Annotated in this window: 19 protein-coding genes and 1 tRNA gene; 10 read left to right on the forward strand and 10 right to left on the reverse strand. The window is 70.4% G+C overall.

Translation table 11 applies throughout. The features are described 5' to 3' along the window. Positions 1-127: 127 nt before the first annotated feature. Positions 128-1,882 carry a beta-galactosidase family protein gene (locus ACF08N_RS29840; RefSeq protein WP_392327899.1) on the reverse strand — a complete coding sequence of 585 codons (1,755 nt, stop codon included), beginning with the start codon at positions 1,880-1,882 and terminating at the stop codon, positions 128-130. A gap of 169 nt (positions 1,883-2,051) precedes the next feature. On the opposite strand from ACF08N_RS29840, the gene ACF08N_RS29845 reads away from it, so the two are divergent. The 7 genes from ACF08N_RS29845 (at position 2,052) to ACF08N_RS29875 (ending at position 12,351) form a co-directional block, all read left to right on the forward strand. Further along, entirely contained in the window at positions 2,052-2,939 is an 888-nt protein-coding gene (locus ACF08N_RS29845) for a helix-turn-helix domain-containing protein (RefSeq protein WP_392327826.1), read from the forward strand. An 11-nt stretch (positions 2,940-2,950) separates the two neighbouring features. Continuing rightward, positions 2,951-3,277 carry a chorismate mutase gene (locus ACF08N_RS29850; protein ID WP_392327827.1) on the forward strand — a complete coding sequence of 109 codons (327 nt, stop codon included), beginning with the start codon at positions 2,951-2,953 and terminating at the stop codon, positions 3,275-3,277. Between the two features lie 115 nt (positions 3,278-3,392). Beyond that, positions 3,393-5,882 (forward strand): aminopeptidase N, encoded by a 2,490-nt coding sequence (pepN, locus tag ACF08N_RS29855; protein WP_392327828.1) that lies wholly within the window; start codon positions 3,393-3,395, stop codon positions 5,880-5,882. Between the two features lie 472 nt (positions 5,883-6,354). Beyond that, entirely contained in the window at positions 6,355-7,017 is a 663-nt protein-coding gene (locus ACF08N_RS29860; RefSeq protein ID WP_392327829.1) for a DUF3800 domain-containing protein, read from the forward strand. 196 nt (positions 7,018-7,213) lie between these two features. After that, positions 7,214-9,409, forward strand: coding sequence for a hypothetical protein (locus ACF08N_RS29865; RefSeq protein WP_392327830.1), 2,196 nt, complete (start codon positions 7,214-7,216; stop codon positions 9,407-9,409). A 138-nt stretch (positions 9,410-9,547) separates the two neighbouring features. After that, the gene (locus ACF08N_RS29870) at positions 9,548-10,921 is read left to right on the forward strand and encodes a pyridoxal phosphate-dependent decarboxylase family protein (RefSeq protein WP_392327831.1); all 1,374 of its coding nucleotides are present in this window, start codon (positions 9,548-9,550) and stop codon (positions 10,919-10,921) included. Beyond that, positions 10,918-12,351, forward strand: a complete 1,434-nt coding sequence (locus ACF08N_RS29875; protein WP_392327832.1) for a lysine N(6)-hydroxylase/L-ornithine N(5)-oxygenase family protein — start codon at positions 10,918-10,920, stop codon at positions 12,349-12,351. The genes ACF08N_RS29870 and ACF08N_RS29875 overlap by 4 nt, the downstream gene beginning before the upstream one ends. A gap of 28 nt (positions 12,352-12,379) precedes the next feature. On the opposite strand, the gene ACF08N_RS29880 is transcribed toward ACF08N_RS29875, so the two are convergent. Next, the gene (locus ACF08N_RS29880) at positions 12,380-14,191 is read right to left on the reverse strand and encodes a bifunctional metallophosphatase/5'-nucleotidase (protein WP_392327833.1); all 1,812 of its coding nucleotides are present in this window, start codon (positions 14,189-14,191) and stop codon (positions 12,380-12,382) included. A 137-nt stretch (positions 14,192-14,328) separates the two neighbouring features. Between ACF08N_RS29880 and ACF08N_RS29885 the strand changes: the two genes are divergently transcribed. Continuing rightward, the gene (locus tag ACF08N_RS29885) at positions 14,329-15,030 is read left to right on the forward strand and encodes an SIMPL domain-containing protein (protein ID WP_392327834.1); all 702 of its coding nucleotides are present in this window, start codon (positions 14,329-14,331) and stop codon (positions 15,028-15,030) included. A gap of 146 nt (positions 15,031-15,176) precedes the next feature. Beyond that, positions 15,177-16,613 carry a pyruvate kinase gene (pyk, locus tag ACF08N_RS29890; protein ID WP_392327835.1) on the forward strand — a complete coding sequence of 479 codons (1,437 nt, stop codon included), beginning with the start codon at positions 15,177-15,179 and terminating at the stop codon, positions 16,611-16,613. Positions 16,614-16,672: 59 nt separating this feature from the next. Here pyk and ACF08N_RS29895 read toward each other — a convergent pair. After that, positions 16,673-16,745, reverse strand: a tRNA-Leu gene (locus tag ACF08N_RS29895). A 99-nt stretch (positions 16,746-16,844) separates the two neighbouring features. Between ACF08N_RS29895 and ACF08N_RS29900 the strand changes: the two genes are divergently transcribed. Continuing rightward, positions 16,845-17,501, forward strand: coding sequence for an ANTAR domain-containing response regulator (locus ACF08N_RS29900; protein ID WP_392327836.1), 657 nt, complete (start codon positions 16,845-16,847; stop codon positions 17,499-17,501). A gap of 66 nt (positions 17,502-17,567) precedes the next feature. Here ACF08N_RS29900 and ACF08N_RS29905 read toward each other — a convergent pair whose 3' ends face one another. The 7 genes from ACF08N_RS29905 to ACF08N_RS29935 form a co-directional block, all read right to left on the reverse strand. Continuing rightward, positions 17,568-18,284, reverse strand: a complete 717-nt coding sequence (locus ACF08N_RS29905) for an ABC transporter ATP-binding protein (protein ID WP_392327837.1) — start codon at positions 18,282-18,284, stop codon at positions 17,568-17,570. After that, on the reverse strand, positions 18,281-19,405 hold the full coding sequence (locus ACF08N_RS29910; protein ID WP_392327838.1) for an ABC transporter ATP-binding protein: 1,125 nt from the start codon (positions 19,403-19,405) through the stop codon (positions 18,281-18,283). The genes ACF08N_RS29905 and ACF08N_RS29910 overlap by 4 nt, the downstream gene beginning before the upstream one ends. A 5-nt stretch (positions 19,406-19,410) precedes the next feature. Continuing rightward, positions 19,411-21,141: a branched-chain amino acid ABC transporter permease gene (locus ACF08N_RS29915; protein ID WP_392327900.1), complete on the reverse strand. Its 1,731-nt coding sequence runs from the start codon at positions 21,139-21,141 to the stop codon at positions 19,411-19,413. Positions 21,142-21,146: 5 nt separating this feature from the next. Then, on the reverse strand, positions 21,147-22,079 hold the full coding sequence (locus tag ACF08N_RS29920; protein ID WP_392327839.1) for a branched-chain amino acid ABC transporter permease: 933 nt from the start codon (positions 22,077-22,079) through the stop codon (positions 21,147-21,149). A gap of 123 nt (positions 22,080-22,202) precedes the next feature. Then, complete coding sequence (locus tag ACF08N_RS29925) at positions 22,203-23,438, reverse strand: branched-chain amino acid ABC transporter substrate-binding protein (protein WP_392327840.1); 1,236 nt, start codon at positions 23,436-23,438, stop codon at positions 22,203-22,205. Between the two features lie 509 nt (positions 23,439-23,947). Continuing rightward, on the reverse strand, positions 23,948-24,367 hold the full coding sequence (locus ACF08N_RS29930; RefSeq protein ID WP_392327841.1) for a hypothetical protein: 420 nt from the start codon (positions 24,365-24,367) through the stop codon (positions 23,948-23,950). Between the two features lie 271 nt (positions 24,368-24,638). Further along, positions 24,639-25,097: a PaaI family thioesterase gene (locus tag ACF08N_RS29935; RefSeq protein ID WP_392327842.1), complete on the reverse strand. Its 459-nt coding sequence runs from the start codon at positions 25,095-25,097 to the stop codon at positions 24,639-24,641. Positions 25,098-25,109 lie beyond the last annotated feature (12 nt).

Raw genomic sequence — 25,109 nt, forward strand, 5'->3', positions numbered from 1 at the left:
TCCGCGCCGCGCCCTGCCGGCGGTCCGCCCCGCTTGCCTGCCGTCGTGCCGGCGGTCCGCCCCGCTTCCCTGCCGTCGTGCCGCGGGCTCCTGCTTCCGTGCCGTATGCGCGTGCCCGGAGCCGTCGTCAGCGCAGCAGGACCGCACGGCCGGCCGCGCAGCCCTCCAGCTCCAGCACCCACACCTCGTTCCTGCCCGCGCGCAGCACCGGGCCGGGCACGTACAGCGCCTGCTGCGGGCCGTCCGACCGGTAACGACCCAGCCCGAACCCGTTGACCCACACGAACCCCCGTGTCCAGCCGGGCAGTTCGAGCCACGCGTCACCCGGTGACGCCACCTCGGCGACGCCCCGGAACAGCCCTCGCGCCCCCTCGCACGGGAGAGCCTCCCGCCATGGCAGCCGGCCCACCGCGCCCGCCTCCTCGAAGGCGTCGAGACGCAGACCCCGCGCCCGTACCCCGTGCAGATACTGCCGCTCGTGCAGCACCCCGCCCGTGAGCCCCTTCGGCTCGCCGGTCCGCGGCCCGTAGTTCACCCGGCCCTCGGACTCCACCCACAGCTCGACCGCGGCCGGGCCCGGCACCGGCTCGGGCAGCGCGGTGTCCTCCCCGTCCAGCACCCCGGCCCGTTCCCCGTCGACGAGCGCCACCGCCCGGTCCCGCAGGCCCGTCACCCGCAGCGGATACGGCCGCCGGGGCCCTGGCACGTCGACCTGGTAGCGCACCAGTCCGCGGTCCACGTCCAGTTCCTCGAACGTCGGGGGGACCGGGCCCGACCACTCCGGGCCGCCGAGCGCGTCCAGCACGTCGTCGGGCGAGGCCCACGCGTCCAGGACCGCCCGCGCGGGTGCGCCGAGGGCCGCGGGTAGCTGCGGCGGGTCCGGCAGCGGACCGTCGTGGTAATCGGCCAGCACCTCGCGGAAACGCCAGAACTTCTCCGTCGGCCGGCCCGCCTCGTCGACCGGCGCGTCGTAGTCGTACGACGTCACCGTCGGCAGGAGCGCCTCGTCCTGCAGCGGGCCCGAACGGTTCGCCCCCGCCCAGCCGGCGAAGTTCGTCCCGCCGTGCGCCATGTACACATTCACCGACGCGCCGGCCTCCAGGATCTCCCGCAGCGCCCCCGCCGCGTCCTTCGCGTCCCGCACGACATGCTCGGCGCCCCAGTGATCGAACCAGCCGCACCAGAACTCCATGCACATCAGCGGCCCCCGCGGCTGATGGCGGCGCAGCGCCGCGAACGCCTCGGCGGCCCCCGAGCCGAAGTTCACCGTGGCCAGGACGCCGGGCACCGAGCCGCCCGTCAACATGTGGTCCTGCGCCCCGTCCGACGTGACCAGCGGGACCGTCACACCGCTGCCGCGCAGCAGCTCCACCAGGAACCGCAGATGGTCGCCGTCCGAGCCGTAGCTGCCGTACTCGTTCTCGACCTGCACCATCACCACGGGGCCGCCGTCCGGGAGCTGGCGCCGCACCACCTGCGGCAGCAGCCGGGTGAACCAGCGCTCCACATGACCTTCGTACTCCGCGTCCGACGTGCGCACCCGGCGCCCCAGCCGCCCGGTCAGCCAGTGCGGCAGCCCGCCGTTCTCCCACTCGGCACAGATGTACGGCCCCGGGCGGACGATCGCCCACAGGCCCGCGGCCTGCGCCGCGTCCAGGAACCGGCCGAGCGCCCCCTCGTCCGCGTAACGGCCCGGCTGCGGCTCGTGCAGGTTCCACGGGACGTACGTCTCGACGCAGTTGAGGCCCATCGCGCGCAGCATCGCCAGCCGGTGCCCCCACTGCTCCTCGTGCACCCGGAAGTAGTGCAGCGCTCCCGACAGCAGCCGCACCGGCCGGCCGTCCAGCAGAAAGTCCGTCGCGCCCACCGTGAACTCGGCCACCGGCCCCCCGTCCGTCCTTCGCTCGTTCATATCCGAACCATCGCCGTCTGGCGTGCGGCCGGTCCATGGACAAAGATCGGCCTGTCTTGGACTAGGGCCCGTCCGGTGGCCTCCATCCCCGGAGGGCCGAACCGGCGGAAGGGCCCTGGGGGAGGGAGCGGAAAGCGGCATGTACCACACCTGGATGCGATATTTCACCCCAAGGCCGGTCCATCACCGGCTGGGCCTCGTCTGCCTCGGCGTCGGCCTCCAGCACGGGCAGCTGCCCACCGTGGGCCCGCGCACCCTCGACCACCACGTCGCCGTCGTGATCAGCGCCGGAAGCGGCTGGTACCGCGGCGCGGACGGACGGCGCACCAGCGTCACCGCACCCGCCCTGATCTGGCTCACGCCCGGCGTCCCGCACCACTACGGGCCCGACCCCGCCACCGGCTGGGACGAGAGCTTCGTCGACTTCACCGGGCCCGCCACCGCCACCTACACCGAGCTCGGCTACATCGAACCCGACCGGCCCGTCGTGCCGCTGGCCGACACCGCGGGCGCCCGCGCCGCCGTCGGGCGCATCACCCGCGCCGCCCGCCGGGGCAACCCGCTCCTGGAGGTCGAGACCGGTGCCGCCGTCCACGAACTCCTCGTCGCCCTGCGCCGTGCCCGCGCCGACACCAACGCCGACGGCGACCCCGTCCTCACCGCGCTCGCCCGTGACGCCTTCCAGCCCCTGTCCGTCACCGAGCACGCGGCCCGCCACGGCATGACCCCCGCCGAGCTGCGCACCGTCGTACGCCGCGGCGCCGGGTGCAGCCCCAAGGACTACCTCCTCGGCATCCGGCTCGGCCACGCCAAGGAACTCCTCGCGACCACCGACCTGCCGGTCGCCGCCGTGTCCCGCCGGGTCGGCTACGAGGACCCGGCCTACTTCTCCCGGCTGTTCACCCGCCGGGTCGGCCTCGCGCCCATCCGCTTCCGCGAGCAGCAGGGACGCAATGTGCCCGGCGGCTGGAGCAACCGCGTCCCGGACCCTGAACACCCCCCGACCATCGCGGGGACCTGGACGTAAGCTCCATGACCATGACCCCGAAGGACATCGACGAGAACGTGCGCGCCGAACTGACCCGCCTGCGCGAGAGCATCGACAACATCGACGCGGCGGTCGTGCACATGCTCGCCGAACGCTTCAAGTGCACCCAGCAGGTCGGCCACCTCAAGGCCGAGCACCATCTGCCGCCCGCCGATCCCGACCGCGAGGCCCGCCAGATCGAGCGGCTGCGCCAGCTCGCGGAGAGCGCCAAGCTGGACCCCGCGTTCGCCGAGAAGCTGCTCAACTTCATCATCGCCGAGGTGATCCGCCACCACGAGACCATCGCGGGCGGGCCCCCGCCGGAGCGGAAGGAGTAGGACGGGGCCCTCGCACGCGGACGTACGGCGGTGCGCGCAGGGGGCGCACAGTGTGCGCTGACAGCGGAACACACCCCCCTGTGCCGCCCCGGGGCGATCGGGCAGCATGGCCCCCATGCCCGTACTGACGCGCGACGAAGCGCAGACCCGAGCCCGGCTGATCGACGCACACCGGTACACGATCGACCTCGACCTGACCACCGGTGACGAGACCTTCGGCTCCCGGACCGTCATCCACTTCACCGCGCGCGCGGCCGGGGACACCTTCGTCGAGCTCAAGCCCGCCGAGCTCCGCTCCCTCACCCTCGACGGACAGTCGCTCGACCCGGCCGCGCTCGACGGCAACCGCTACCCGCTGACCGGCCTCACCGCCGGCGAGCACGAACTGCGCGTCGACGCGAGCATGCGCTACTCGCGCACCGGCGAGGGCATGCACCGCTTCACCGACCCCACCGACGGCGAGACCTACGTCTACACCCAGCTGTTCATGGAGGACGTCCAGCGCGTCTTCGCCGCCTTCGACCAGCCCGACCTGAAGGCCGTCTTCGCCCTCACCGTCACCGCGCCCGAGGGCTGGACCGTCCTCGGCAACAGCGTCGCGGCCCACGACGGCCACGGCAGCTGGACCTGCGCCCCCACACCGCTGCTGTCCACCTACCTCGTCGCGGTCGCCGCCGGCCCCTGGCACTCCGTCCGCACGGAGCACGCCGGGCTGCCCTTCGGCCTCCATGTGCGCCGCTCGCTCGGCGCCCACCTCGACGCCGACGCGGACGAGCTGTTCGAGATCACCCGCCAGTGCTACGACCGGTACCACGAGAAGTTCGAGGAGCCGTACCCGTTCGACTCCTACGACCAGGCATTCGTGCCCGAGTTCAACGCCGGCGCCATGGAGAACCCGGGGCTCGTCACCTTCCGTGACGAATTCGTCTACCGCTCCGCCGTCACCGACACCCAGCGCCAGACCCGCGCCATGGTCATCGCCCACGAGATGGCCCACATGTGGTTCGGCGACCTCGTCACCCTGAAGTGGTGGGACGACATCTGGCTGAACGAGTCCTTCGCCGAGTACATGGGCTACCAGACGCTCACCGAGGCGACCCGCTTCCGGGACACCTGGGTCGACTTCGGCATCGCCCGCAAGTCCTGGGGATACGACGCCGACCAGCGGCCCTCCACCCACCCCGTCGCCCCCGACCCGGACGCCGTGCCCGACACCGCCTCCGCGATGCTCAACTTCGACGGCATCTCCTACGCCAAAGGCGCCTCCGCGCTGCGCCAGCTCGTGGCCTGGCTCGGGGAGATGGACTTCCTCGCCGGCATCAACATCCACTTCAAGCGGCACCGGTTCGGCAACGCCACCCTCGCCGACTTCATCGACTCCCTCGCGCAGGCCACCGACCGGGACGTGCACGCCTGGGCCGACGCGTGGCTGCGGACCACCGGCGTCGACACCCTCACCCCCACCGTCACCGAGACGGCCGGCGGCTGGACGCTCGGCATCGACCACGACGGCAGCCGCCCCCACCGCATCGCCGTCGGCGCCTTAGACGCGGACCCGATCGAACCGGGCCGCCTCGTCCTGCGGGAGCGCTTCGCCGTGGACGTACCGCTCACCGAGCACGACGTCCGCCCCGGCCGCCGCCCCGGGCTCGTCGTCCTCAACGACGGCGACACCACTTACGCCAAGGTCCGTCTCGACACCGAGTCCTGGGCCACCGCACTCGGCTCCCTCTCCGGCATCCCCGACCCCCTGACCCGCGCCGTCGTGTGGAACGCGGCACGCGACATGGTCCGCGACGGCGAACTGGCGCCGACCGCCTACCTGGAGGCGGCCCGCGCCCACCTCCCCCGGGAGACCGACCTCGCCGTCGTGCAGGGCGTCCTCGCCTTCGCCGCCGGGCAGATCGCCGACTGCTACCTGCCCGCGGAGCAGCGCCCCGCCGCACTCGCCACGCTCACCGACACCTGCCGCGCCCTGCTGCGCCACACCGAGGACGGCAACGACCCGGGCCTGCGCCTGACCGCCGTACGCCACTTCATCGACGCCGCCGCCCAGCCGGCCTCCATCCAGGAGTGGCTCGCCGACGGCAGCGTCCCCGGCGGCCCCGAACTCGACCCCGAGCTGCGCTGGCGCATCCTCACCCGCCTCGCCGTCCTCGGCGCGGTGGGGGAGAAGGAGATCGCGGCGGAACTCGACCGCGACCCGAGCGCGACGGGCCAGGAGGGCGCGGCCCGCTGCCGCGCGGCCCTGCCGACGGCGGAGGCCAAGGCGGCGGCCTGGTCCCGGCTCTTCGAGGCGGACGACCTGTCCAACTACCTGTTCACGGCGACGGCCCAGGGCTTCTGGCAGCCCGAACAGACCGCGCTGGTCAAGGAGTACGTCCCCCGGTACTACCCCGACGCGGTCGCCCTCGCCGCCCGCCGCGGCCCGGCGATCGCGGAGGCCGCGGGCAGGTACGCCTTCCCGCTCCACGCGGTGGACGCGGAGTCGCTGGCCCTGGGCGAGGCGTGCCTGCGCGACGCGTCGCCGATCCCGGCACTCCGCCGCAAACTGGTCGACCAGCTCGACGACTTGAAGAGGTCCCTCCGCATCCGCGGCGCGTAACCATCGGCCGGGGGCACCGGACATGGTGCCCCCGGCCGCTCTCGCCTGTGCTGCACAACCGAACGGCCCTCTGTACCGAACGGCCCTCTGTAGCCCGGTTGTTGGCATTGATTGACGGTGCGTCGGATACGGCTCTACTATGCCGATTAGTAATACGAGCCATTTGGCGAAGTGTGCCGTGGTGTCCGGGCAGCGGCCCGGATGCTCCTCGTGCAACCCGGAGTCGCCTGGCGACGACGGGTCCGTACGGAGCCTCGAACTGGCGCTCACCGTGAATCGGTGGGCGGGCGAGCGAGAGTCCGCGGAGCGGTTCCCCGGAATGACGCAGCGCGTATCGCATGGAATTCGCAGATCCGGGGCGACCCCCTGGACGGCCCGGGCTCAGCGGTGCAGCCGCATGACGTCTCCCGTCCGTGCCGGATTCCAGTGAAGGGTCTGCACCGCCATCAACGCGTATTTCCCCGTCGATCGTGTGTATTACGTCGACGACTCCGGTATTCCCGCAGCGGGTCTCGCGCTGTACGCCGCTGTGGGCGTGCCCGTCGACCAGGCGGCCGCCTTCGAGCAGGACTGGGCCTCGCTCCGTGAGGGCTGGCTGCTCCGCCACGCGGTGCCCGTCCACTACGAACTCCACTCGACCCTGTTCATCAACGGCCGGGGGCGCCCCGGCGGTCGCAACCCCGCACGGACAGACCGCTACCACATGGCACAGGAAGCGCTCGATCTGATCGGCAGCCGCCCCGGCGTCATCGTCACCGCGGTGCACACCACCCTGCCGGGCGACTGGCGTGCCGCGAAGGTGCTTGCCTACGAGGCCCTGCTGCGCCGGCTCGACCACGAGCTCGCCGAGCGCGGCGAGTACGGCGAGGTCGTGGTCGACGGCGACGGCACCGAGTCCCTCTACGCCGACGTCCACGGTGTGGTGCGCCCCCGGCGGATCGCGGAGCCGGCGGTCGAGGTGCCCGCGCACATGGCACCGAAAGTCCAGGCCGCGGACCTGGTCGCCTACACCGCCTGCCAGGCCGTCGTGCGGCAGGAGAGGCGCCGTTTCATGTGGCACTGGTTCGCACAGCATCTGCCCAAGGCCGTGCTCTCCCCGAGACCGGCTGTGCCCGGCCGGGCCGGTAAGGCGTGACCGGGTCCCGGTGCCGCACGGCCACCCGGAAACCACGAAACCCCGGCACTCGGCCGGGGTTCCGTAAAAAGCAGACCTGGCACGCACCGAAGTACGGCCCGGACCGCAGAAACAGTCTAACCCTGCCCTTATGGCGGAAGCCAGTCCCGAAAGGGCGGCAATACCACCACTCTCACCTGGCAATCGAAGGAGTCGCATGACTATTCCCGGAGGATTCCAGGAGCCCGAGGCCCAGGACACCGTGGCCTCGCAGCGCTCCCAGGCCGGTCCGGAAACGATCACGTTCTACTTCGGGGACGAGCAATTCTCCGTCTCCGGATTCGAACGGAGCCTTCCGGAGCTGTCGTCCGTCAGTGACCGTGGCTCCCTCGTCAAGGCCGGGCTCGCCTCCGGCGGAACGGCGCTCGACGAGGACTCGTGGCACGCCGTGGCGCGGGCCGTCGTCGCACCGGACTCGGCAGCCGCCCAACTGCGCTCCCAGAAGGGCCAGGCGACGGCGCTCATCGAGGAGCACGTGGAAGGAGCGACCCTCCGCTCCATCCACACCCGCGTCTGGCTGACCGAACTTTTCCCCGGCCTCCAGCCCAGAACCGGGCAGGAGTCACTGCCCGTCGAGGACCCCGAGGTCCACGGAGACAGCGACGGCAACGGCGAACCCACCGCGTGCGTGACCTATACCTACCGGGATCTGGCCCACCTCAAGGCCCATCTGCGGCAGACCATCACCGCCACCCGACGGGCCAACCCGGAGCCGTACGACCAGTCGATCCTTTCCCGGCGCATCACGCGGGCCGTCATCGCGCATCCGTGCCGGCTGAAGTTCCGGGACGAGACGGACCCGATCGACGTTCTGGTCGTCCGGGACGGCATCACCCGGCTCACCAGCGCATGGGCCCTGCTCGCCGACGAGGAGCAACCCGACGCCGAACTGATCGCCGAGACGGCCACCCGCTGTCTCCTCGCGGAGAAGACCCCACGTCGCGGGGCGGTGGACAAGCCGGTGAGCCAGCGCATGGCCCTCGGCCGCCAGGACGTACTCGCCGATCTGCGCGCCGAGTTCTACAAGGGACTCGGCGAGGGCCAGCCCGCGGACCGCTCCGTGCGGCTCGGCCAGACCCTCGTCGTCCCCGCCCAGATCACCGTGGGCGTCCGCCGGCACGGCAGCGCCGGACTGCCCGCCGGCGAGGTGTTCGACGACGCGGTGCGTTCCATCCTGGCGTCCGTCCACGTGGAGTTCCGCGCCTGGGAGGCGGCGGCGCAGAACGTCGAGGTCGGCTCACGGGCGCTGCGCCGGATGTACCTCGGGTCGGGCGGCGGTCAGGACCGTATGGCCGACATCGTCCAGTTGGCCCTCGGGCAGCGCCCCCCTGCCGACCTGCCCGACATCTTCCATGACAACACCCTCCCCGGTACCGCCCTGTGGCGCGCGGTCTACCTCGTTCGCGTACTGACCCGGCCTGAGACCTACGAACAGGTCAAGCGTCACGCCAAGGACATCAAGGGCACGCGGCGAATGACCGATGCCGGCTACGCCGAGCTTCTCGGCCCGATCATCGACGTGCCGTGGCGCGGCGGCAAGAAGGACTCCCTCAAGCAGGCGCGCAACGCGTGGGCAAACGGAGGAGTCCTCACCAAGGAGGTCAAAGGCGACTGGATACCCGTCCACAGCGATCGCTTCACCGACCTGGTGCCGCGCGCCGTGGACGGAGACAACAACGCGCGTCAGACGCTCGCCGTCGCGGGTGGGACCGCCCTGATCGCCGACAAGCTGATCACGCGCAACGTCGGCTCGGCGGTCGGCAGGACCGTACCGTTCCGGGCGGACGTGGCCCAGGTCGTCGCGGGCCTCGCCGAACGCGAGGAGGGGCTGTGGCTCCTGGCGTTCGCCGCCGACGCCTTCGAACCCGGCCGGGCATGCACCAATTCCTTCACCGCGGCCCAGATGCTCGGCCGCGACCCGTCCCGGATGTACACCGTCCCCGATGTCGACCTCACACAGCCCGACCGCGTGCGCAGGGACCGCGGGGGAGTGGCCGCGCAGCAGCTCACTCAGTGGCGGCTGGTCGCAGCGTCCGATCCGGGCAGGGCGAAGGAGGCGGAGGACGAAGCGGGAGCGGGGGCCGGGGACGAGACCGACATTCCGCTCAGTGAGCGGTTCGCCGGTCGGCGCAGAGCGCTCGCCGCGGCGGTCGGTGAGGCACGCGAGTTTCTCGCCGAGCTCCTCGCCCTCGCCGAGACGCCCGAGGCGGCCGAGACGACCCTGCATCCCTTCGGCTCGTATACCGAATGGCTCGAACTGGACTCCGACGTCCGGCAGCTCGAGAGCGCCATCTACAACCGGCGGCCGAGCGAGCCGAACGACGACGAGGACGACGAGGAAGAAGAGGAGTAAGGGGCCTGTGGCGCGTGGTCGGACGGCCTCGTCCGGCCTCCCGCAACACCCTTTCGGCTCATAGTCGTTGTGCACGGCGGCACCCCCTGATCCCGACGGGCGCCGGTGCCGACCCCGCACGAGCCCGAAGGACCCCGCATGCCCACCCCGCCGCCACCGCCCCTCGCCGGCGGGCCCGCCGGAGCCGACGCCCTGCGGCCGTTGGTCGGCGTCGTCCTCCGTGCCCTCCGGGAGGGCGCCGAGGCGCGCGGCGGGCCGCTGCCCCGCGGCGGCCCGGACGCCGTCGCCGCGCACATCCGCGACGCGATGCAAGACGCCCTCCCCGACCAGGGCCACGGCGCCGAAGAGGCCCTCCGCGCCCTCGTCCGCGCCGTCGCCCACGGCTCGGCCGACCCCGCCGACCCCCTGTGCGCGGCCCACCTCCACACCCCGCCCCTCGCGCTCGCCGTCGCCGCCGACCTCGCGGCCTCCGCGCTCAACCCGTCCATGGACTCGTGGGACCAGGCCCCGGCCGCCTCCGCGCTGGAGAGCGCCGTCACCCGGGCCCTCGCCGCGGAGGTCTACCCGCACGCCGCCGCCCCCGACGCCCTCGTCACCACCGGCGGCACCGAGTCCAACCAGCTCGCCCTCCTCCTCGCCCGCGAACGCCACCGCGCCCCGGTCCAGGTCGTCTGCGCCGACTCCGCGCACCACTCCGTGCGCCGCGCCGCCTGGCTGCTGGGTCTGCCCGGCCCGGTCACCGTCCCGGTCCACGACCCCGACGCCCTGGACGACGCCCTCACGGAGCTGACCGGCCCCGTCCTCGTCGTCGCCACCGCGGGCGCCACCGACACCGGCCGCATCGACCCGCTCCCGGAGATCGCCGACGTGGCCGCACGCCACCGGGCCGAACTGCACGTCGACGCCGCGTACGGCGGACCGCTCCTCTTCAGCCGCTCGCGACGAAGCCTCCTCACGGGCCTCGACCGGGCCCACTCCGTCACCCTTGACCTGCACAAACTCGGCTGGCAGCCCGTCGCGGCCGGCCTCGTCGCCGTGTCCGACGCGGCCCGCCTCGCACCCCTCGCGCACACCGCCGAGTACCTCAACGCCGAGGACGACACCGACGCCGGCCTGCCCGACCTCGTGGGCCGCTCGCCGCGCACCACCCGGCGGCCAGACGTCCTCAAGATCGCCGTCACCCTCAGGGCCCTCGGGCGCACCGGACTCGGCGCACTCGTGGACCGGGTCTGCACCGCCGCGCAGGACCTCGCCGACCTCGTCGAGAAGCATCCCGCTCTGGAGCTGTACGAACGGCCCACCCTGTCGACCGTCCTGTTCCGCCCCACCGGCGCCACCGACGAGCAGACCGCCGAGATCCGCCGCACCCTCCTGACCGGCGGCCGCGCCGTCCTCGGCCGGGCACGCGCCGGTGGCCACGTCTGGCTCAAGGCGACCCTGCTCAACCCGCACGTCACCCCCGCCCATCTGCACGCCCTGCTCGCACTCGTGGAAGGCACAACCCCCCGATGACCGCCACGCCCGCTCCCGAGGCCGCCACGGCGGCAGCCGCCCTCGACCGCCCCTACGACCTGGTGGGCGTCGGCATCGGCCCGTTCAACCTCTCCCTCGCCGCGCTCGCCCACGGCATGCCCGGCGGCCTCGCCACCGCCTTCTACGAGCAGCGGCCGGCCTTCCACTGGCACCCGGGCCTGCTCATCGAGGGCGCCACCCTCCAGGTCCCGTTCCTCGCAGACCTGGTCACGCTCGCCGATCCAGCGAACCCCTGGTCGTTCCTCAGCTATCTGCGCGCACGCGAGCGGCTGTTCCCGTTCTACTTCGCCGAGCGGTTCCACATCCAGCGCGCCGAGTACGACGCGTACTGCCGCTGGGTCGGCGACAGCCTGCCGGGACTCCACTTCGGCCACCAGGTCGACGCCGTCCGCTGGAGCCCCGAACGCGACCTCTTCGAGGTGGACTTCACGCAGCTCGACGCCGACGGCGAGGTCGAGGCCCTCGGCCGCGCGTACACCCGCAGCATCGCGCTCGGCATCGGCACCGAGCCGTACGTCCCCGAACCGCTGCGGCCCCTCGCCGACGCGCAGGGCGTCCCCGTCATCCATTCCGCCGACTACCTCGACCACCGCGAGGCCCTGATCGCCGCCGAGCACGTCACCGTCATCGGCTCGGGTCAGTCCGGGGCCGAGGTGTTCCTCGACCTGCTGCGCGCCAGACCGGCCGGGGCCGAGAAGATCCACTGGATGGCCCGAACCGGCGCGTTCGCGCCCATGGAGTACTCCAAGCTCGGCCTGGAACACTTCACGCCCGACTACACGCGCTACTTCCACGGCCTGCCCGAGCAGGTGCGGAACGACCTCGTGCCCCGCCAGTGGCAGCTCCACAAGGGCATCGACGCCGACACCATCGCCGCCATCCACGACGAGCTCTACCGCCGTACCCTGCACGGCGGCTGGCCCGACGCCGTCCTGACGCCCGGTGTCACCGTCCGCACCGCCGGCCGCCTCGCCACCACCAAGATCGAACTGCACCTGGAGCACACCCAGCAGGGCACCCGCTCCCGGCTCACCACCGACGCCGTCGTCCTCGCCACCGGCTACCGCGAACGGCCGCTCGGCCGGCTGCTCGCCGGCATCGACCCGTACATGCGCCGCGACAGCGCCGGACGCCCCCTCGTCGACGAGCAGTACCGGCTGCGGCTCGACCCCTCCGTGACGGGCACGGTCTACGTGCAGAACGCCGAACGCCACACCCACGGCGTCGGCGCCCCCGACCTCGGCCTCGCCGCGTGGCGCAGCGCGTCCATCCTCAACTCGCTCACCGGCAAGGAGCCCTACCCCCTGCCGCGCCGCACGGCGTTCACCAGTTTCGGCCTCGAACGCCGCGAGGCGCCCGGCATCCCCGGCCAGCAGCCGCAGCTGACCCCCCTGGCCCAGGGACGCTAGGCGCCTCGCGGTCCTCCTCCGGCAGTGGCTAGAAGACCGGCGTGCCGTCCCGCGTCAGCTTCCAGCCGACCGACGCGAACGACGCCGGGTCGACCGTGCCCTTCGCCTGCACCCAGGAGATGATCGTGTTCCTGATCTCCTCCGAGTTCGCCCACAGCTGCTGGGCCCGGGCGATGTGCGGGAAGTTGCCGCCGCCGCTCGCCCGGTAGTTGTTGACGGCCAGGACGAACCGGGCCGCCGGGTCGATCGCCCTGCCCTCGAAGGACAGGTTCACGATCCGCGAACCGGCCGGCTTCGCGATGTCGATCTCGTAGGTCACTCCCGAGACCGCGTCGTAGTTGTAGTCGGGCGTGCCGCCCGCGTTCGTCAGCTTCGACGTGTCGACCGGAGCGCCCGCGGGCGTCTGCACGTAGTAGCGCGCCGAGAACTCCAGATACTCCTTCAGCTGCGCACCCGTCATCAGCCGCGCCTCGAGCGTGTTCTCGAACGGGTACAGCCCGGCCGCGTCCCTGATCGTCACCTCACCGGCGGGGATGGCGGCCGTACGGGAGAAGCACGACGCCTGCGACAGCACCGGCAGCGCCGCCCACTGGCCGCCCGCCAGCGCTGCCTTCACCGTCTCGGCCTGCACCTGGTTGATCAGGTCGATGATCGGCTCGTCCTTCCAGGGCGCGTCGGCCGTCGACATCGCGACGGTGGACGTGCCGATGACCTGGTTGACGTACGCGACCACCTTCTTGTGCTCGTCGCCGAGCAGCCGGGTGATCTTCGCGTCCTCGGCGACCGTGTTCGAGTTCAGGACCTGCGCCCCGACCTTCTCGACGGTCCAGCGGCCCTTCTCCCACACCAGGTCGAAGTCGAAGAGGGTGAGCCGCTGCCCCCACTTCAGCGGCTCGGACAGCACGACCTGCCGGCCGGTCTCCTTGTTGGTGACGAAGTACTCGGCGATCTCGGTGTGGGCGTGGCCGACCAGGATCGCGTCGATGCCCGGCACCTGCTCGGCGACCAGACCCGCCGCGTTCTCGATGTACGGCAGCTGGTCACCGTACGAGGAGGTGCCGCTGGATCCCGAGTGCGCGGACACGATCACGACATCCGCGCCCATCGACCGCAGCTTCGGCACCCACTTCGCCGCCTGCTCCTCCAGGCCGGGGAAGACCATCTTGCCGCTGACGTTCTGCTTGTCCCAGATCGCGATGCCCGGGTTGGTGAGGCCCAGGACGGCGACGCGCACGTCACGGCCGTGCGGGGTGCGCAGCCGGTGCATGCTGTACGGCGCGAACGCCGGGCGCAGCGTCTTCGCGTCCAGCGCGTTCGCCCCGAGCAGCGGGAAGTCGCACTGCTCCTCGAACTTCCGCAGGACCGGGATGCCGTAGTTGAACTCGTGGTTGCCGAGCGCCGCGGCGTCGTAGCCGATGGCGTTCATCGCCTGCGCCATCGGGTGCACCGGGCCGCTTGCGGCGGTGATCGGGTCGACCTTGGCGTAGTAGTACGACAGCTGGGTGCCCTGGATGGTGTCACCGGCGTCTATCAGGAGCGTGTTGAGGCGCCCCTTCTCCTCGCGGACCCGGTTGACCAGCGTCGAGATCTTCGCCAGGCCCACGTCGTTGTGGGCCTTGTCGTCGAACTCCTTGTCGGTGAAGTAGTCCCAGTTGAAGACATTGCCGTGCAGGTCGGTCGTCCCCATGACGGTGAACGAGTACCGCTTCGGCGGACGCCCGTGGCCGTGTCCCTGTCCCGGCTCGTCGGCCGCGGCCGGCGCGGCCGCGCTGCCGGCGATCGCCACACCGGCCCCGGCGGCGGCCGACCGCTCCAGGAACGTCCTACGGTTCAGCGGCATTTCGTCTCCCTCGATCATGTGCACAACGCGCGTAGATTCTGGCGCAGGACGGTCCCGTGCGAAAGGGTTCGACCACAACAGGGACCACAGGGGACCACAACAGGGACCACAGGGACCGCAACAGTGAGGGAGACCACATGACCGGCGACGCCGCAGTCCCGTACGGAACACCCGATGCGCCGAGGGTCGCCGTGCGCGGCGAGGCCCGGCTCGAGTTCGACCCGGAGATCGCCAGGATCGGCGTCCAGGTCAGCGCCCGCGGCAAGGACCGGCGCGCCGCCCTGGAGGACCTCACCCGCCGCAACAACGCCGTGCTGGAGCTGGTCAAGTCCTACGGCGACGCCGTCGAGAAGCTGTCGACCGGCGCGTTCTCCATCAGCCCCGAACTCACCCAGCACGGCCGCGGCGAGAAGGTCCGCGCGTACCACGGCGGCGTGTACATCACCGCCACGCTCACCGACTTCACGGCCCTCGGCGAACTCACCACCCGGCTCGCCGATCTGGAGCTGACCCAGGTCAGCGGCCCCTGGTGGTCGCTGCGCCCCGACTCGCCCGCCCACGGCGAGGCCCGCCGCGAGGCCGTACGGGACGCCGTGCAGCGTGCCCGCGAGTACGCCGCGGCACTCGGCAGCCGGCTCTCGGCTTTGGTGGAACTCGCCGACATCGGTGCGGAGAACGCCGTGCCGTACGGCATGCCCGCCGCGCCCGGCGGTATGCGGACGCGAGGATTCGGCGCGGCCCAGACCGAAATGGCACCCGCACTGGATCTCGAACCGCAGCGCCAGACGGTGAGCGCACAGGTGAACGCGCGTTTCACCATGACCCCGCCCGAGTTCTAGACAAACATACTTTCACGAAGTGGCGAGCGCTCATCGGAGCACCCCTGCGCACAATTCAACACTTGTCAATAACCCTTCATGCAAAGGTTGTTGAGTCGTCATGCCCGGCCAATTCTCTACCCGCCGGTAAGCCATAGGCTCGTGCCATGCGCCGAGCAAAGATCGTCTGTACCCTGGGGCCCGCCACCGACACGTACGACCAGATCAAAGCCCTGGTCGAAGCCGGAATGGACGTCGCCCGCTTCAACCTCAGCCACGGCTCCTACACCGACCACGAGCAACGTTACGAGCATGTGCGGAAGGCCTCCGACGCAACCGGCCGCAGTGTCGGCGTCCTCGCCGACCTTCAAGGCCCGAAGATTCGTCTCGGACGCTTTCGTGAAGGCCCCGTACTGCTCGAACGCGGCGACGAATTCACCATTACCGTCGAGGACGTGGAGGGCGACCGCCACATCTGCGGAACCACCTACAAGGGACTGACCGCCGACGTCACGCGCGGCGAGCGCATCCTCGTCGACGACGGCAAGGTCGCCCTCGAGGTCACCGAGGTCGACGGCACCCGGGTGCGCACCGTCGTCGCCGAAGGCGGCATGGTCTCCGACCACAAGGGCCTCAACCTTCCGGGCGTCGCCGTCTCCGTCCCCGCCCTCTCCGAGAAGGACGTCGAGGACCTGCGCTGGGCCCTGCGCATCGGCGCGGACATCATCGCGCTGTCCTTCGTCCGCAGCGGCCGCGACATCGACGACGTCCACCGCGTCATGGCGGAGGAGGGCCGGCGCGTGCCCGTCATCGCCAAGGTCGAGAAGCCGCAGGCCGTGGAGAACATCGACGACATCGTCGCCGCCTTCGACGGCATCATGGTGGCCCGCGGGGACCTCGGCGTCGAAATGCCGCTGGAACAGGTGCCCATCGTCCAGAAGAGGGCCGTCAAGCTGGCCAAGCGCAACGCCAAGCCGGTCATCGTCGCCACCCAGATGCTCGACTCGATGATCGACAACAGCAGGCCCACCCGCGCCGAGGCGTCCGACGTCGCCAACGCCGTCATGGACGGCACCGACGCCGTGATGCTCTCGGGCGAGACCAGCGTCGGCAAGTACCCCGTCGAGACCGTCCGGACCATGAGCCGCATCGTCGAGGCGGCCGAGGAGGACGTCCTCGCCAAGGGCCTGCCGCCCCTGACCGAGCGCAACAAGCCCCGCACCCAGGGCGGCGCCGTCGCCCGCGCGGCCGCCGAGATGGGCGACTTCCTCGGCGCCAAGTTCCTCGTCGCCTTCACCCAGTCCGGCGACACGGTCCGCCGCCTCTCGCGCTACCGCTCCCCGATTCCCCTCCTCGCCTTCACCCCGGACCCGTCCACGCGTTCGCAGCTCAACCTCACGTGGGGCGTGGAGACTTTCCTCGGCCCGCACGTGGAGTCGACCGACGCGATGGTGGCGCAGGTGGACGAGGAACTGCTGAAGATCGGCCGCTGCCAGAAGGGCGACATCGTCGTCATCACGGCCGGATCCCCGCCGGGCGTCCCGGGATCGACCAACCTGGTCCGGGTGCACCACATCGGCGAGAGCGACAGCACGGCTCGGTGACACGGAAAGGCCCCTCCGGAGAGGGGCCTCGTGTTGCGACCTTGGAATTTCAGGGAAAGTACCCCGGGTCGGATTCGAACCGACGCTGGATGGTGTTTGAGACCATTGCCTCTACCGCTGGGCTACCGGGGCGCCCTTGGAAATGAAGGATTACGCAAACCCTTCGTGCCCCAACCATACAGGAGCTGGGTAGGCTCATGGGGAGCACCCTGCTTTGGAACGAGGAGTCCCGTGACTGCCCCCGAGTCGCCCCAGCCGATCGCCGATGACGACGACCAGTCGCATGTACCGCCGCTGACGACCCGTGTCGTCATCGCCGAGGACGAGGCCCTCATCCGGCTCGACCTCAAAGAGATGCTCGAGGAAGAGGGGTACGCGGTCGTCGGCGAGGCCGGTGACGGCCAGCGCGCCATCGAGCTGGCCCGGGAGCACCGCCCCGACCTGGTGATCCTCGATGTGAAGATGCCGGTCCTCGACGGGATCTCCGCGGCCGAGAAGATCGCCGAGGAGTCCATCGCCCCGGTCCTGATGCTCACCGCGTTCTCGCAGCGCGACCTCGTCGAGCGGGCGCGCGACGCCGGTGCCATGGCGTACCTCGTGAAGCCGTTCAGCAAGAGCGACGTCGTGCCGGCGATCGAGATGGCGGTCTCCCGCTTCACCGAGCTGAAGGCCCTGGAGAAGGAGGTCGCCGACCTCTCCCAGCGCCTGGAGACGCGCAAGCTGGTCGACCGCGCCAAGAGCATCCTCCAGACCCAGTACGGGCTGACGGAGCCGGCCGCGTTCCGCTGGATCCAGAAGACGTCGATGGACCGGCGCCTGTCGATGCAGCAGGTCGCGGAGGCGGTCATCGAGGACGCGGAGGAGAAGAAGGCGGCGAAGGGCCAGTAGCCCCGCTGTCGACGCGCAAAGGGCCCGCACCCCCCAGGGGGTGCGGGCCCTTTCCGTCTGCCGGGGTCAGTCCTCGCCGAGGTAGGCCTTGCGGACGGACTCGTCGTGGAGCAGGTCCTGGCCGGTGCCGGAGAGCACGACCTTGCCGACCTCCATGACGTAGGCCCGGTCGGCCAGGGAGAGAGCGGCCTGGGCGTTCTGTTCGACGAGGAGGATCGTCGTGCCCTGGGCCTTCAGCTCCGAGATGGTCGCCATGATCTTCTGCATCATGATCGGCGAGAGTCCCATGGAGGGCTCGTCGAGCATGAGCAGCTTCGGCTGCGACATCAGCGCGCGCCCCATGGCGAGCATCTGCTGCTCACCGCCGGACAGTGTTCCCGCCGCCTGCTTGCGGCGCTCACCGAGGATCGGGAAGAGGTCGTAGGCACGCTGGATGTCCCTCTCGATCCCCTCCTTGTCGCTGCGCAGGAACGCTCCGAGGTGGAGGTTCTCCGCGATGGTGAGGCGCGGGAAGATGTGCCGGCCCTCGGGGGAGTGGGCCAGGCCCAGCGACACGATCTTGTGCGCGGGAATGCCGCTGAGGGGCTTCCCGTCGAACGAGATCCTGCCTCCGGACGGCTTGAGCAGTCCGGACAGCGTGCGCAAGGTCGTGGTCTTGCCGGCACCGTTGGTGCCGATGAGGGTGACGACCTGGCCGGCCTCGACGGAGAAGGAGATGCCCTTGACGGCCTCGATCTTGCCGTAGGCGACCCTGAGGTCCTCGACTTCGAGGAGTGCGGTCACTTCTCCTCTCCTTCCTTGCCGGTGGTGCTTGTTTCGTCGCCCGACGCGGTGTCGGCGGGCGGCTCGGCGGCGGGGGCGTCGTCGTCCCCGTCGCTGTCGTCGCTCTCCTCGCCGTCGTCGTTCCGGTCGTTCTCGGCGTCGGCGTCGGCGTCCGCCTGGGCGGATGCGTCGTCGGCGGACGCGTCGGCCTCGGGGTCGTCGGACGTCTCGCCCGGGGCCTCGGCGTCGGCGTCTGCCCGGGCCTCGGTCCCGGCCTTCGCGGCCGTGTCGCGCTCGGCGGACGCGTCCGCCTCGGCGGCCGCCACCTCCGCGGCCTCCGCCTCACCCGGCTCGCCCTCGAAGGGCGTACCGAGGTACGCCGCCACGACACGCTCGTCGCCCTGGACGACCGACGCCGTGCCCTCGACGAGCTTCTCGCCCTGGACGAGACACGCGACGCGGTCGCAGAGGTTGAAGATGAAGCGCATGTCGTGCTCGATGACGAGCACGGCGATGCCCATGTCCCGGATGGCGAAGATGAGTTCCTCGGCGGCCCGGGTCTCCTGCGGGTTCATGCCCGCCGTGGGCTCGTCGAGCAGCAGCAGGCCGGGGTCGCTCGCCAGTGCGCGGGCGATCTCCAGCTTGCGCTGCTCGCCGTAGGGCAGGTTGCGGGCGAGGTGGTCGGCCTTGTGCTCCAGGCCGATGAACTCCAGGAGTTCCATGGCCCGTGCGTGGGACGCGGCCTCCGCCTTCTTGAAGCCGGGCCCGCGCAGGAGGGCGGACCAGAGACCTTCCTTGGTCCGGGTGTGCCGGCCGACCAGGACGTTCTCCAGGACGGTCATGTTGGCGAACAGCCGGATGTTCTGGAAGGTACGGGCGATGCCCGCCTTGGTGACCAGGTGCGGCTTGGGCGGCAGGACGGTCCCCTTGTAGGAGACGGTGCCCTCCGTCGGGATGTACAGGCCGGTGAGGCAGTTGAAGAACGTCGTCTTGCCGGCGCCGTTGGGGCCGATGAGGCCGACGATCTCCCCGGCGTTGACCGTCAGGTCGACGGAGCGCACGGCGGTGAGGCCGCCGAATCGCATCGTGACGCCGCTGGCCTCGAGGACGGTCTGGGTCGTGGTGCTGGTCGTGGTCGTCATGTCCTTCACGCCCCCGCCTTGGCGACGCCGACGCCGGAGTCGGGGAGTCCCTTGTCCGGGACGTCGAGTTGATCGGTCTCGTGGTATTCGAGCTGGGCGCGCCGGTTGGCGATGAGTCCCTCGGGGCGGAAGCGCATCAGCAGGATGAGGGCGATACCGAAGCCGAGGAGCTGGTAGTCCTGAAGGAACTGCAGCTTGGCCGGGATCATGTAGAGGAGCGTGGCGCCGAGGAGCGGTCCGCTGATGGTGCCCATGCCGCCGAGGATGACGGCCGCCAGGAGGAAGGCCGAGTTGGGCGGTACGGGACCGGCGAACTGGTACATCTCGGGGACCACCGTGTGCTGGACGTGTGCCTGCACGGTGCCGGCGAGGCCGGCGAGCGTGGCGCCGAGGGCGAAGGCGATGAGCTTGACGCGGAAGCCGTTGATGCCCATGGCGGTGGCGGCGGTCTCGTCCTCGCGGATCGCGACCCAGGCGCGGCCGATGCGGGAGCTGCCGGCGCGGCTGAAGACCAGGACGACGAGGATCGTCGCGAGCAGCATGAGCAGGTAGTAGTTGGCGTAGGCGCCGAGCTCGATGCCGAGCACGGTGTGGGGCTGCCCGAAGTTGAACCCGAAGAACTCGAGGTCGGGGATGTTCGGAATGCCGTTGGGGCCGTTGGTGATCTGCGGGCCGGATACGCCGTCGAGGTTGCCCATGGCGATGCGGAAGATCTCTCCGAAGCCCAGGGTGACGATGGCGAGGTAGTCGCCGCGAAGTCGCAGCGTGGGGGCACCGATGACGACACCGAAGATCAGTGACACGACGGCGCCGGTGAGCACCGCGGCCCAGAAGGGGAAGTGCAGGTCGAAGGCGGAGGCCGTCGATCCGGAGACGAGGGCGGCGGTGTAGGCGCCGACGCCGAGGAAGGCGACGTATCCGAGGTCGAGCAGGCCGGCGAGGCCGACGACGACGTTCAGACCGAGAGCCACGGTCGCGAAGATGAGGATGTTGACCGCGACGAGCGTGTACTGGTCGGTGCTCTGGGTGAAGGGGAAGGCCGCGGCGGCGACGAAGGCGGCGATCACCGTGACCTGGCGGTACTTGGCGGTGACGGCCGAGAGCCGTGCGATCAGACCGGCCTTGAAGAGCGCCGCGACGGCGAAGCCGACGGTGATCAGGTAGCCGGTGAACAGCTCGGCGTACTCGGTGTCGATGCCGTAGGTGATCACGAAGAGCCCGACGGCGAACGTGGCCACGATGATCAGGATCTCGGCCCAGGAGGGAAGCTCCTTGGGCTTGACGGCCTTGCGGCTGTCGTCCGGGAGCATGAACGCCGCGGCGAGGGGTATCGCGGAGGTCACCGCGGCGACGTAGCCGCCGGGCTCCAGGTTCACGACGCCGCCGAGTTCGACGGTGATGGCGACGACGGTGAACCACGTGGTGGCGAAGGCGCCCAGCGCGAAGAGCTTGAGGGCCTTGGTGGTGCCCGTCGGAGCCAGCCAGCCGAGCCCCTTGATGCCGAGGGACGCGAGCGCGTACAGAGCGACGAGCAGGCCGGCCGTGAGGGTGAGGACCTGCAGGCCGCCGGGGTAGCCGGTGACGGTGAGGTCGCCGGGGAACGCGTCGGTCCAGGTCCATGCCAGGAAGGTGCTGGCGACGGTGGCGGCGCCGCCGAGGGCGGTCACCCAGCGCAGTGCGGTGGCGCGGGACGTCTCCTGAGCGGTACCGGCCGTCTTGGTGGTGTCGGTGGTCATCGTTCTCACGCCCGATCCGCGACGCGCTCACCGAGCAGACCCTGCGGCCTGACGAGGAGCACGACGATGAGGAGTACGAAAGCCCAGACGTTGGACCAGGCGCCACCGCCGAGCTGCTGCATGCCGGGGATTTCCTCGATGTAGGCGATCGACAGCGCCTCGGCGAGGCCGAGCACCACGCCGCCCACCATGGCGCCGTAGATGTTGCCGATGCCGCCGAGCACGGCGGCGGTGAACGCCTTCAGGCCGAGGATGAAGCCCATCTCGAAGTTGATCTGGCCCTTGTCGAGGCCGTAGGCGACCGCGGCGACCGCTGCGAAGGCGGCACCGATGGCGAACGCCATCACGATGATGCGGTCGGTGTTGATGCCCATCAGCTTCGCGGTGTCGGGGTCCTGCGCGGTGGCCTGCATGGCGCGGCCGCTGCGGCTCTTGGAGACGAAGAGACCGAGGGCGAGCATGCACAGCGGGGCGAGGACGAGCACGAAGGCGTCGGCGCGCTGGATGGCGAGGTTGTCAAAGATCTTGAAGGAGTCCCCGGTGAACTCGGGGAAGCTCTTCGCCGCCTTGGCGTCGGGGTAGAACCCCCAGACGAGCTGCTGCAGGGCGATGGACAGACCGATCGCCGTGATGAGCGGGGCGAGCCGTGGTGCGGAGCGCAGTGGCCGGTAGGCGAAGCGCTCCGCGGCCGTGGCGACGGCGACGGAGGCAATGGCGCCGCCGATGATCATGAGTGGTATCGCCACCAGGAGACTGGTTCCGCTGGGGAGCCATATATAGGTGGTGAGGGCGCCGAAGCCCCCGATCATGAAGATCTCGCCGTGGGCGAAGTTGATGAGCTGGACGATGCCGTAGACCATGGTGTACCCGATGGCGATCAGACCATAAAGGGCGCCGAGGGCAAGGCCGTTGGCCAGCTGTTGCGGCAGTTCGTTCACCGCAGGGCCTCCGATGAGCGTGTCGGATATGAGTCCGCGCGAGGGCGCTGTTTGCGCCCTCGCGCGGCTGTGTTCAGTTCGGTGGGGTCCGGGGGATGGAACCGCGGAGCGGTCCGTCCGGGATCAGTCCTCGAAGGTCGCGGACTTGACGTCGGTCCAGTCGGCACCCTTCACCGCGTACACGGTGAGCTGCTTGTTGGTGGTGTCGCCGAACTCGTCGAACGAGACCTTGCCGGTCACACCGTCGAAGGAGACCTTGGACATCGCGTCGGTGACCTTCTTGCGGGCGTCGGCCGGCACCTTGCCGTCGTTGGCCGCGACGACCGCCTTGACGGCCTGGATGATGCTCCAGGCTGCGTCGTAGGAGTAGCCGCCGTACGCCGCGTACGGGTCCTTGTAGCCGCCGGCCTTGTAGTCCTCGATGAACTTCTTGGCGGTCGGGAGCTTCTCGACCGGGTAGCCGACGGAGGTCGCGAGGTCGCCGTCGTTGGCCACACCCGAGGCCTTGATGAACGCCGGGTCGTAGATGCCGTCGCCACCCATGGTGGGGATCTTCGCTCCGGCCTTCTTGACCTGGTCGGAGAGCAGGCCGCCCTCGGGGTACTGACCACCGAAGTAGACGGAGTCCGCGCCGGTGGCCTTGACCTTGTCGGCGGTGGAGGAGAAGTCGGTCTCCTTCACGGTCACGTGGTCGGTGCCGGCGATGGTGCCGCCGAGGCGCTTGAACTCCTCGGCGAAGATCGCCGCGAGGCCGGCGCCGTAGGTCTGCTTGTCGTCGACGACGAAGACCTTGCGCTTCTTGGCGTCGTTGTACAGGTACTGGGCGGCGAACTTGCCCTGGATGACGTCCGTCGTGGCGGTACGGAAGTAGGTGGCGAACGGCCGCTTCTTCTCGCCCTTGGCCCAGTTGTCGCCCTGGCTGAGCGCCGGGTTGGTGTTGGCCGGGGAGACCTGGGTGAGGTTGGCCGTGTTGAAGACACCCTGCATCGACTGGGACACGCCGGAGTTCAGCGGTCCGACGACGCCGAGGACGTCCTTGTTGCCGACCAGTTTGGTGGCGTTGGCCTGACCGGAGGCGGGAACGGCCTGGTCGTCGAGGGCTTCGATCTTGAACTCGACGCCGGGGACCTCGTTGTTCTTGTTGGCGGTCTTGACCGCCAGGTCCACGGAGTTCTTGATGCCCTGGCCGAGCGCGGAGAGGGAGCCGGTGAGCGGCGCATCGACACCGATGACAACGGTGGTCTTGCCGCCACCCTCATTGCTGCCACCCTTGTTGTCGTCGCGCGAGCCGCAGGCGGAGAGGGTGAGCGCTCCTGTGGTGACCATGGTGGTGAGGATGAGCAAGGAACGGTGTCGCACGATTAATCCTTTCCCTGGCGCGGCCCCCTCTGCTGAGGTGCCGTTTCTTCGCCGGGCCGTACTGCGGAGATACACGGCCTGCTGAAGGCGCGCCCTTCGGCGCGGTGACTGGCCGTGACTCTAGGCGGAGGCGGGGGAGCCTGGGAGTCGGGAAGTCAGGATGTGACGCTCTTGTTATGCCAAGGCCAAAGATGTGTGGGGGGAGTATGGACAGATCGGGCTTTTGGCCAGGGTGCGGAATGCCCACATGGTGAGAATCTGCAGTTCCGCTAAGGGGCTTGGATAGTTCTTGGTCCTGACACCTGCCAGGAGTTTGCTCGGGTTACTGGGACATAGGAGCCACAGGCAACCGCGAGGCCGAAACCGAATTCCGGACACGATCTTCGTTACCCAGAGTGACGGAGGCGCAGATGTGGATCATGTTGCGGCGTCATGTCGGGGAGGTGAATCGGTCGGACTCTGCCGCGCTGAGTAATCGGCCACTGTCCGAATTCCGGACACCTCGTCAGTCATTGCGGGGAGTGGACTCCGTGCGGTGGGCGCCAGTTCTCGGAACTGCCGGTCGCTCCGTTCCGCTTCTCGCACTCCCGTTTCGCCTGGTGGTCGATCAGTTCCAGCGCTTTCCGCCGCCCTTGGCGCTTTTCCTCGGCGCGGGCTGCGGCGACGATGCTCTCATGGAGGGCGTACTGATCATTGGAAAGCCCTTTTTGTTCCCAGTCGATTCCCGACCATTTGCTGCCCTTGAGGGTCTCTTTGGCCCAGTACGAGACGAGACTTGTGCAAATCTGGGCCGGAGAAGTGGTCTGCGGTGCGGGAGTTGACGGCCCCGGATGACCGGCGATGGGGGCGGTCGAGCAGGCGGCCGCGGTGAGGGAGAGCAGGAGTGCGCCGACGGCGTACCTGGCCTGACTGTGCGGCTTGGTGGCCATGAGGAGACGCTAGGCCGTCACCATCGGTGACACAACGGTCCGGAACGGCGATGCATCCGCAAAGCGTGACCTTGCCCCGCAAAGCGCCTCAGGCGGCGCTGCCGGCCGGCCGGAGAGGCGCCGGACCCCTGGGGCGGGCGGGACCACGGGCCCCCTGGCGGGCGGGCCCGGGCGGAGGCGGCGGCCGGGGTGGCGGGCCGAGACCTGAGGTCTCGTCGGCCGGGCGGAGGCGGAGGCGGCGGCCCGGGGCGGCGGGCCGCCGGTCGGCGACTCAGCCCTGGGCGTCGCGCAGCAGGCACGTCAGCCGCGCCGTGCAGACCCGCTTGTCCTGCTCGTCCGTGATCACGATCTCGTACGTGGCCGTCGAGCGCCCCCGGTGCACCGGCGTGGCCACGCCGGTGACCTGACCCGAGCGCACCCCGCGGTGGTGCGTGCAGTTGAGATCGACGCCCACCGCGATCTTGGAGGAGCCGCCGTGGAGCATCGAGCCCACCGATCCCAGCGTCTCCGCCAGCACCGCGGAGGCGCCGCCGTGCAGGAGGCCGTACGGCTGGGTGTTGCCCTCCACGGGCATCGTGCCGACGACCCGGTCTGCCGATGCCTCGACGATCTGCACGCCCATGCGGTTGCCCAGGCTCCCGGCGGAGAAGAGTGCGGGCAGGTCGATGCCGAGCTCCGCGTACTCGTCGATGACCTCTTGCGGGAACTTCACGGTGGTCTGCTCGCCCATGGGGCCGGCTCC

It is taken from the genome of Streptomyces sp. NPDC015127 (genome assembly GCF_043080095.1).
Lineage (GTDB): Bacteria > Actinomycetota > Actinomycetes > Streptomycetales > Streptomycetaceae > Streptomyces.

Bases quoted from the DNA above. Each gene is read 5' to 3' on its own strand.
- ACF08N_RS29850 (WP_392327827.1), top strand. From the start codon at position 2,951: ATGACCCCGAAGGACATCGACGAGAACGTGCGCGCCGAACTGACCCGC.
- ACF08N_RS29845 (WP_392327826.1), top strand. From the start codon at position 2,052: ATGTACCACACCTGGATGCGATATTTCACCCCAAGGCCGGTCCATCAC.
- ACF08N_RS29870 (WP_392327831.1), top strand. From the start codon at position 9,548: ATGCCCACCCCGCCGCCACCGCCCCTCGCCGGCGGGCCCGCCGGAGCC.
- ACF08N_RS29915 (WP_392327900.1), bottom strand. From the start codon at position 21,141: ATGACCACCGACACCACCAAGACGGCCGGTACCGCTCAGGAGACGTCC.
- ACF08N_RS29930 (WP_392327841.1), bottom strand. From the start codon at position 24,367: ATGGCCACCAAGCCGCACAGTCAGGCCAGGTACGCCGTCGGCGCACTC.
- pyk (WP_392327835.1), top strand. From the start codon at position 15,177: ATGCGCCGAGCAAAGATCGTCTGTACCCTGGGGCCCGCCACCGACACG.
- ACF08N_RS29910 (WP_392327838.1), bottom strand. From the start codon at position 19,405: ATGACGACCACGACCAGCACCACGACCCAGACCGTCCTCGAGGCCAGC.
- ACF08N_RS29865 (WP_392327830.1), top strand. From the start codon at position 7,214: ATGACTATTCCCGGAGGATTCCAGGAGCCCGAGGCCCAGGACACCGTG.
- ACF08N_RS29935 (WP_392327842.1), bottom strand. From the start codon at position 25,097: ATGGGCGAGCAGACCACCGTGAAGTTCCCGCAAGAGGTCATCGACGAG.
- pepN (WP_392327828.1), top strand. From the start codon at position 3,393: ATGCCCGTACTGACGCGCGACGAAGCGCAGACCCGAGCCCGGCTGATC.
- ACF08N_RS29875 (WP_392327832.1), top strand. From the start codon at position 10,918: ATGACCGCCACGCCCGCTCCCGAGGCCGCCACGGCGGCAGCCGCCCTC.
- ACF08N_RS29885 (WP_392327834.1), top strand. From the start codon at position 14,329: ATGACCGGCGACGCCGCAGTCCCGTACGGAACACCCGATGCGCCGAGG.
- ACF08N_RS29880 (WP_392327833.1), bottom strand. From the start codon at position 14,191: ATGCCGCTGAACCGTAGGACGTTCCTGGAGCGGTCGGCCGCCGCCGGG.